The organism is Azospirillum sp. INR13 (genome assembly GCF_015390205.1).
Classification (GTDB): Bacteria; Pseudomonadota; Alphaproteobacteria; order Azospirillales; family Azospirillaceae; genus Azospirillum.
In genome coordinates, this window is sequence record NZ_VUOI01000008.1 from 159,370 (window position 1) to 167,358 (window position 7,989).

General features: G+C 68.6%; 9 protein-coding genes. 4 read left to right on the forward strand and 5 right to left on the reverse strand.

The window, feature by feature from the left end:
* Positions 1-12: 12 nt before the first annotated feature.
* The 5 genes from F1643_RS09460 to F1643_RS09480 form a co-directional block, all read right to left on the reverse strand.
* Positions 13-297, reverse strand: coding sequence for a MoaD/ThiS family protein (locus F1643_RS09460; RefSeq protein WP_194912761.1), 285 nt, complete (start codon positions 295-297; stop codon positions 13-15).
* Complete coding sequence (locus tag F1643_RS09465; RefSeq protein ID WP_194912763.1) at positions 294-1,718, reverse strand: TfuA-like protein; 1,425 nt, start codon at positions 1,716-1,718, stop codon at positions 294-296. The genes F1643_RS09460 and F1643_RS09465 overlap by 4 nt, the downstream gene beginning before the upstream one ends.
* Complete coding sequence (locus F1643_RS09470) at positions 1,715-3,031, reverse strand: YcaO-like family protein (RefSeq protein ID WP_194912764.1); 1,317 nt, start codon at positions 3,029-3,031, stop codon at positions 1,715-1,717. Before F1643_RS09470 ends, F1643_RS09465 begins: the two co-directional genes overlap by 4 nt.
* 121 nt (positions 3,032-3,152) lie before the next feature.
* Positions 3,153-4,352: a hypothetical protein gene (locus F1643_RS09475; RefSeq protein ID WP_194912765.1), complete on the reverse strand. Its 1,200-nt coding sequence runs from the start codon at positions 4,350-4,352 to the stop codon at positions 3,153-3,155.
* A 307-nt stretch (positions 4,353-4,659) separates the two neighbouring features.
* On the reverse strand, positions 4,660-5,214 hold the full coding sequence (locus tag F1643_RS09480; RefSeq protein WP_194912766.1) for a GNAT family N-acetyltransferase: 555 nt from the start codon (positions 5,212-5,214) through the stop codon (positions 4,660-4,662).
* A gap of 349 nt (positions 5,215-5,563) precedes the next feature.
* Between F1643_RS09480 and F1643_RS09485 the strand changes: the two genes are divergently transcribed.
* The 4 genes from F1643_RS09485 to F1643_RS09500 all read left to right on the forward strand — a co-directional run.
* Entirely contained in the window at positions 5,564-6,013 is a 450-nt protein-coding gene (locus F1643_RS09485) for a hypothetical protein (protein WP_194912768.1), read from the forward strand.
* Positions 6,014-6,131: 118 nt separating this feature from the next.
* Positions 6,132-6,413, forward strand: coding sequence for a hypothetical protein (locus tag F1643_RS09490; protein WP_194912769.1), 282 nt, complete (start codon positions 6,132-6,134; stop codon positions 6,411-6,413).
* Between the two features lie 132 nt (positions 6,414-6,545).
* Entirely contained in the window at positions 6,546-7,457 is a 912-nt protein-coding gene (locus F1643_RS09495) for a glycine--tRNA ligase subunit alpha (protein ID WP_194912770.1), read from the forward strand.
* Between the two features lie 4 nt (positions 7,458-7,461).
* Positions 7,462-7,989 (forward strand): glycine--tRNA ligase subunit beta (locus F1643_RS09500; RefSeq protein WP_194912771.1); only part of this gene is annotated, 528 nt, incomplete at its 3' end.

Here is a 7,989-nt window from a genome sequence, read left to right on the forward strand (position 1 = left end):
ACGAGACGCTCCTCAACCGCCCGCCAGGGCGACCATCAGGGTCAGGGTGGCGCCGGCCGGCAACGCCGCCTCCAGCCCGCCCAGCCGCCGCACGTCATCCCGGCCGAGATAGACGTTCACGAAGCGGCGCAGCTCGCCTTCGGCGGTGAACAGCCGGTCGCGGAAGGCGTCCTGCCCGGCGGTCAGCGCCGACAGCGCCTCGCGCACCGTGGCGCCCGGCACCGTCACCTGATCGCGCCCGCCGACGAAGCCACGCAACGGGGTCGGCACGCGGATGGTCACCTCTGCGGTCGTCACGTCTGCATCTCCTCTTCCGGCACGGGCTGTTCCGGCATGGACTCCTGCGGTACCGCCTGAGCCAGCGCCGCCTCCGCCTCCACCGCCAGTTGGCGGAACAGGTCGCGCACCTGCTTGGCCCGCATCAGGTCGATGCGCAGGTCCAGCAGGTCCTTGAAGCCATATTCATAGGACCAGACGTCGGCCGGCGCATCGACCCGGCAGGCGGTGCCGGCGACATGCTCGGCCAACAGCTGCTCCACCGTTTCCTTGGGCTGGCGGCTGGCGTCGCCGAAATGCAGCTCCATCACCCGGTCGACCAGCGCCGCCTCCTCGGCGGTGGACTCGTAGAGCCCGCGCAGCCGAAGCTCATTCAGCACCGGCTTGGTCGTGCGCGCCAGGAAACGGCGCGGGATCAGCCAGAGCCGCATCGCCCGTTCGACGGCCAGTTCGGTCATCAGTTCAGAGAACTCGGCATCGGTCAGGTCGTTGCGGCGGCACCAGTCTGCCAGCGCCTCCGCCCCATTGAGGTCGCGCATGGCACAGAAACGCTGGGTTTCCGTCCGCACCGCCGCCTCGTCCACCGTCACGCCCATGACTTCGGCGAACTGGCGGATCAGCAGGCGGCCGAGCGCGGCGTTGTTGATCTCGGCGAAGTCCGGCCGGTGCAGGGCGGCGTGCGACGCGATCTCCGACAGCGGCACGGTGTTGCCGCCATGGCAGACGCGGCGGTCGCGCTCGTACAGCACGTCGAAGTAATGGGAGGCGTTGAAGTCGAAGGGCGCCGGCCGCGGCGGCATGATCAGGCTGGCAAGATGGCCGAGCAGAATCTCCGCATCGCGGCGCTTCTGGTCGATCGCGCCGGCTTCCAGGAAGCGCTCCAGCCGATCCGTCTCCTCCCGGCTCAGCCCGGCTTCGGCGAAGATGCGGTCCCGGGTGCGTTCGGTGAAATACAGCGCCTTCGCGGCGGCGATCACCCGGTCATGCAGGCTCAGGTCCACCGCACCGGCGGCCAGCGCCGCGGCCATGCTGGCGCGCAAATTCACCAGCGGCTCCGACAACGGGAACCAGCCGTCTTCCGGCCCGGCATGGGCCAGCGCCACCTCGTCGTCACCGGTCAGCCGGCCGTCGACATAGCCGCGCGCCACCTCGCCGACCGGCACCATGCCGAAGGGATGGCATTCGGCCGCCCGCAAGGCGCCCATGCTGGACGCGCCGTAGACCGCCACGCCCATGTGCAGGGCATAGAGGATCTCCTTGTGCCAGACCGACAGGGACTGGCCGAACACCCCGTCGATCAGGGCGATCACGTCCGGCCGGTGGATGGTCATGGCGCTGATGACGTCGGCCTGCGCCGCCGGCGGCAGAAAGACCGCGCCCGGCAGGAGGGCGCGGGCATCCTCCACCGGCATGGTGGGCCCCAGGAACACACAGATCTTCATGCCACCGACCCCACTTGCGCCTGAGATGCGTGCGCTTTCAGCGCCTCCCCAAAGGCCAGCGGACGCGCACCCGGAGTGTAGAAGTCGAACTGATAGCCTTCCAGCCCCGGCACCAGAACGCGGACCACCGGAATGCCGATTTCCGGCAGGGTCAGGTCGAAGACCAGCGCCTGTTCGATCCCGGCGCGGCGGAGCACGGTCAGCAGGATGGTGATGTCGCCTTCGAAGGTCGGAGTGGCATGGTTCAGGCGGCGGCGGCCGTTGGTGTTGATCGGCGTCGCCTCCAGTGCCGCGATCTCGGCGCTGCCGTCGGCATTCTGATTGCGGACCAGGTCGCGGCGGAAGAAGTCGTCGCGCGAGCCTGCAATCAGGACCAGCCGCGACTGCACCGCCTCGGTCAGGGCGCGGCACATGGCGACCGCCGGCTCCAGATGGCTGCCATAACCGCGGTTCATGCCGGTCTTGCGCAGTTCGCGGTCATAAACGATGGCCATGTAGCTCGGCACGCCCATGTCCGTGGTGACGTCGAACAGCAGCGGACGGATGCCGGCCAGCTCGAAGCGGTGCAGCAGATCGCGGACGGACGGCGCGTCGATGCTGGACAGATCGACCCGCGGCGTCGGCCAGTTCAGCCGGTCGCCGGCATAGCGCCAGCAGGCGACGGAATCGCGCTCGATCACCTCGTAAAGGCCGGCGGCGATCGCCTCCAGGATATGGTTGCCGCTGGCCAGCCCGTTGGTGCCCATGGCGTAGAAGCTGCGGGCGCCCGGCTTGGTGCCCGGCGGCATGCTGTGCAGTCCGACCGAGGTCCAGGGCGCGGCGACCGGACGGCCGCTCATCAGATCCCAGCCCCAGGTCCAGATTTCCGGCCGGTCGGGACGGAAGGCGCCGTGCTTGGTCCCCGGCAGCCGGTCCAGCGGGATGCGGCCGTCCGCCGGCAGGTCGTTCCACGCCGCCTCGACATGGGGCAGGCGCAGATGCTCGGCATGGTGGAACTCGATCGCCTCCATTGCGGCGGAAACGGTCGCGGCGGCGAGGCTGAAGCCCTTGCCAGCGCTGCCCGACAGGGTCGGGCTGTTCGGCCGGTGCCCGATGACCGTGTGGATTCCCAAGCGGTCCAGCCCGGTCACGTCGGCCAGCCGCGTGATGCCGCAACGGGCGAAATGGGGCGATATGCGGGCCAGCGTCTCTTCCGGCGTCGCCGTGCGATGGGTGCCGAGGAAGAAGCGCTTGGCGGCGCGGTGGACGGTGTCGCCCAGGCGAATGCCGGGAAACTCCGGATAGACGGTGTCGGGCGATGCGCTGTCAGCCATGGGATGGGTCAGGACTCGCGGCTCCGGCCGGTTCGGGGAGATGGATTGCAGTCCCGCAGAGTGCGGGAAGCCAAGGGACGGGGCCGGCCGTCTCCCGAAGGAAAGGCCGGCCTCGATCCTATCACGCCTCGGTCGTGGGATCGTCGCTCGCCGCTGCAGGCCCCTGCGAGGCGGAGGCCGACGCCCCCGGAGCGGCTGCGGCGGAGGTCGCCGAAGCGGACTGCGCCGCAGCGGAGGTGGCCGACGCAGAAGTCGCCGACGCCGACATCGCAGACGCGGAGTGAGCAGACGCCGGAGCGGCCACGGCGGAGAAGGCCGGGGCCGGAACCGCGGACGCAGACTGCGCAGCAGCCGAGAAGGCGGACGCCGGGGCGGCCACGGCCGAGAAGGCAGGAGCCGGAACCGCAGACGCCGACTGTGCGGCAGCCGAGAAGGCGGACGCCGGAGCGGCCACGGCGGAGAAGGCCGGGGCCGGAACCGCGGACGCAGACTGCGCAGCAGCCGAGAAGGCGGACGCCGGGGCGGCAACCGCCGAGAAGGCCGGGGCCGGAACCGCGGACGCAGACTGCGCAGCAGCCGAGAAGGCGGACGCCGGGGCGGCAACCGCCGAGAAGGCAGGAGCCGGAACCGCAGACGCCGACTGTGCGGCGGCGGAGAAGGCCGATGCCGGAGCAGCCACGGCGGAGAAGGCCGGGGCCGGAACCGCAGACGCAGACTGCGCAGCGGCCGAGAAGGCGGACGCCGGGGCGGCAACCGCCGAGAAGGCCGGGGCCGGAACCGCAGACGCAGACTGTGCGGCGGCGGAGAAGGCCGATGCCGGAGCAGCCACCGCCGAGAAGGCCGGGGCCGGAACCGCGGACGCAGACTGCGCAGCGGCGGAGAAGGCCGATGCCGGAGCAGCCACCGCCGAGAAGGCTATCGGGGTCGGAACCGCAGACGCGGATTGCGCCGCCGCGGAGGTCGCGGACGCCGAAGTTGCCGACGCGGAGGCGGACTGCGCATGGGCCGAGAAAGCGGGTGCCGGAGACGCCGACGCGGAGGTTGCCGAAGCGGAGGTGGCAGAGGCCGAAGTGGCCGAAGCGGAAGCAGCCGTCGCGATCGATTCGACCGCCACGTCGCTGTCCAAGCCGCTCTCTTTGCCGGTCAAGGAATTGAAGGCGGCGGCGGCGGCGCTGCGGACGTGGTCGGGAAGGACGCCGCCGAACCCGCTCTGCGCCAGAAGTGCCTGCTTCCCCGGAATATCGAGGGCGTTCAGCTGATTACGGAATTCGCCGTCGGTGGCGAGGCGCTTAATGAGGGCGAGTGCCTGTTCCTTGGCCATTTACGGGCCCCTCCTGCAATCGGTCAGCCAATAGGATTGCTGCGAATGGAATGCAACGGCTAAACCAATAGCATAGGCAATCCGCAAAAATTCTAGTGAAAACACACAAGAATCTATGCCTGACACCGAAATTTAACGTCCATTGCCGGCTCGGCCCGCCTGCAAGACGGCAGGATGGCGCAGAACAGGCGGGGCAGCGTCCCAATCATAGCCCGCAATCGTCATGAGGAGCGATGCGACCGCCTGAAACGCACACGTATGAAGGATGCCGGGAATAGGTGGCCGCGACTCGAACGAGGAAGCGGCCTCAACGGGCCAATACGGCCGGCCGCCGGCGCGCCCGCCATTCTTCGCGCGTCTGGTGCCAGACGTCGGCCTCGGGCGGGTTGACCGGCTCGGGCAGCAGTGTGGTTCCGCGCACCTCCGCTCCCAGCCTGCGCGCAACCGCCTGCGAGGCCGTGTTGCGGGGATGGATGGTATGGATGACCTCGGTCCAGCCGAGATGGTCGAACACCCAGTCGATGGCCGCGGCGGCACTCTCGACAGCATAGCCGCGGCCCCAGCAGTCCCGCATGATCGCCCAGCCGACTTCCGGACCCGGCCAACCGTCCGGCACCCACGGCCCGACCCGGCCGACCCAGCGGCCGGTCTCCTTCTCGATGACGGAGAACATGGCGAAGCCCTGGATCGACCAGGCGCCGGCCATCGACAGGAATCCGCGCCATGCGACCGGCCGCGACTGCAGGCCGCCGATGAACTCGGTCGTTTCCGGATCGGTCATCATCGCCGCCCAGCCATCGAAATCCTCCGCGCGGGTCGGCCGCAGGATCAGACGAGCGGTTTCCAGCATCGGTTCATCCATGGAGGCCTTCATTCCACCGACTCGACCCTCAGCAAAAAGCGCAGCCATGCCGCGAACACCTTCTCAAAAATCGCCCGCAAAAAAGATATGGGCAAATCGTTCACAACCGAAACATGTTGGCGACAACAATTCCGTCAACGGTTAGAAGAAATATCATTCACAAGCATCAAACCTGCGTCCAGAGCGAACTGTCGGCACCACCCTTGCGCAGCGCGACCTTAACCGAACACCCTAGGCTTTCTGGGCTAAGGCGACGGCGCGTATCGCATCCCATATAAGGGTGCGATGCCCGGTCGCTCCCTTGTGCCCGGGCGGACAAAAAGAACAGAGACAAGTACGGAGCACAACGATGTTGCGGTTTCGGATGGCGATCCTGGCCCTGGCGGCGGTGAGCGGCACGACCCTGGCCGTCGCCGGCTTCAGCGGCAGTGCCGCGGCCCAGTCCAAGCTGGATTCCTCGGGCCAGCCCGTGTGGGACGAAAGCCACAACCAGCGCCCGACCGCGGCCAGCGACCGCGCGCTGCCGGCCGGCGTGGTCACCCTGCGCACGGCGACCTCCGCCCCCGGCCTGCTCGGCGTCTACGCCCGCAACGGCCTGCCCTTCGACATCGTGCTGACCCGTGTCGACGCCAGCCAGTGCGTCAACATCCTGCCGGAGGATTGCGGCCTGCTGGGCACCGACGTGCGCGTCGCCACCGGGACCGAGGTTCTGGTGCGCAGCCTGCGACAGGCCGACATGACCCGCACCTACGGCATCACTCCGGTCTACACGTGGCGCCCGGCCGTCGCCGCGAAGTAAGCGGCGGGTCCGACGGGCCGTCGCCCGATCGCGGACGGCGGCCCTCCCCCTCTCCTATTCCCTTGACTTCCCGTCACCTGCGGGCTGAATGCGCGCAAGAGCAGACGGGTAGCCGGCGATGATGTCCTTGTCCAAGATTCTCCTCCTTGCGCTGGTGATCGGCGTCGTGTGGTTCGGCTGGCGCTGGATCAGCCGCGTCCAGGCGATCGGCCGCGCCCGCACCACCCCCCGCCGGCCGGACGGCCGCCGCGATCCCGCCCCCGGTCCCTCGCCACGCGAAGCACGGAGTTCCGCCGCCACGGAGGCGGAGGATATGGAGAAATGCCCGGAATGCGGCGCCTACGTCGCCCCGCGCTCCGCCGTGTCCTGCGGCCGCCCGGCCTGCCCCTACGGCCGCTGACGGCAGCACGCGCTCTCCCCTGGTCCCCGACACGAGGCCGCCGCGGCGCGATTTGCCGCGCTGCGGCTTGATTTGACGGTGGCGCCCGCCTATCGTGCGGCGCGTTTTCAACATTTCTATTGTGGACCGTCCATGGCCTCCCAGATCGGGACTTCCGACGGCGGGATTTCCGCCGACCGCCGCGGCCTGTCGTTCCAGGCCCTGATCCTCAAGCTCCATCAGTTCTGGTCGGAGCAGGGTTGCGTGATCCTGCAGCCCTACGACATGGAGGTCGGCGCCGGCACCTTCCATCCCGCGACCACGCTGCGCGCGCTGGGTCCCGATCCCTGGAAGGCGGCCTATGTCCAGCCGTCGCGCCGGCCGAAGGACGGACGCTATGGCGAGAACCCGAACCGCCTGCAGCACTATTACCAGTACCAGGTCATCATGAAGCCCTCGCCGGCCAACGCGCAGGAGCTTTACCTGGACAGCCTGCGCGCCATCGGCATCGACCCGGCGCTGCACGACATCCGCTTCGTCGAGGACGACTGGGAAAGCCCGACGCTGGGCGCCTGGGGCCTGGGCTGGGAAGTGTGGTGCGACGGCATGGAAGTGACGCAGTACACCTATTTCCAGCAGGTCGGCGGCATCGAATGCGATCCGATCGCGGTCGAGCTGACCTATGGTCTGGAACGCCTCGCCATGTATGTGCAGGGCGTGGAAAATGTCTACGACCTGGACTTCAACGGCGCCAAGGAAGAGAAGGATCGCGTGAAGTACGGCGACGTGTTCAAGCGTGCCGAGATCGAATACTCGAAGCACAATTTCGAGTTCGCCAACACCGACATGCTGCTCCAGCATTTCAAGGACGCCGAGGTCGAGTGTCAGGCGCTGGTGGCGCAGAACCTTGCGCTGCCCGCCTATGACCAGTGCATCAAGGCGTCGCATCTGTTCAACCTGCTGGACGCCCGCGGCGTGATCAGCGTTGTCGAGCGCGCCGCCTACATCGGCCGCGTGCGCACGCTGGCCAAGGCCTGCTGCGAAGCCTGGACGGGGGCGAAGTAATCCCATGACCGAACTCCTGATCGAATTCTTCTCTGAAGAAATCCCCGCCCGCATGCAGGCGCGGGCCGCCGACGACCTGAAGCGCCTCGTCACCGACAAGCTGGCGGCGAACGGCCTGACCTTCGCCAAGGCCGAAGCGCACTCCACCCCGCGCCGTCTGGCCCTGGTGGTCGACGGGCTGCCGGAGCGCACCGCAGACGTGCGCGAGGAGAAGAAGGGTCCGCGCGTCGGTTCGCCCGAGCAGGCGGTTGCCGGCTTCCTGAAGTCGGCCGGCCTCGACAGCCTCGACCAGTGCGAGCAGCGCGACACCGGCAAGGGCGTGTTCTATTTCGCGGTGACCGAGAAGAAGGGTCGCGAGACCGCCGCGGTGCTGGCGGAGATCATCCCCGCCGCCATGGCCGAACTGCCCTGGCCGAAGTCGATGCGCTGGGGCACCGGCACCGTGCGCTGGGTGCGTCCGCTGCACTCGATCATCGCCCTGTTTGGCGGCCGCGTGCTCGACGGCGGCTATGACATCGGCGGCACCCAGGGC

Bases quoted from the DNA above. Each gene is read 5' to 3' on its own strand.
- F1643_RS09465 (WP_194912763.1), bottom strand. From the start codon at position 1,718: ATGAAGATCTGTGTGTTCCTGGGGCCCACCATGCCGGTGGAGGATGCC.
- F1643_RS09470 (WP_194912764.1), bottom strand. From the start codon at position 3,031: ATGGCTGACAGCGCATCGCCCGACACCGTCTATCCGGAGTTTCCCGGC.
- F1643_RS09475 (WP_194912765.1), bottom strand. From the start codon at position 4,352: ATGGCCAAGGAACAGGCACTCGCCCTCATTAAGCGCCTCGCCACCGAC.
- F1643_RS09480 (WP_194912766.1), bottom strand. From the start codon at position 5,214: ATGGATGAACCGATGCTGGAAACCGCTCGTCTGATCCTGCGGCCGACC.
- F1643_RS09485 (WP_194912768.1), top strand. From the start codon at position 5,564: ATGTTGCGGTTTCGGATGGCGATCCTGGCCCTGGCGGCGGTGAGCGGC.
- F1643_RS09490 (WP_194912769.1), top strand. From the start codon at position 6,132: ATGATGTCCTTGTCCAAGATTCTCCTCCTTGCGCTGGTGATCGGCGTC.
- F1643_RS09495 (WP_194912770.1), top strand. From the start codon at position 6,546: ATGGCCTCCCAGATCGGGACTTCCGACGGCGGGATTTCCGCCGACCGC.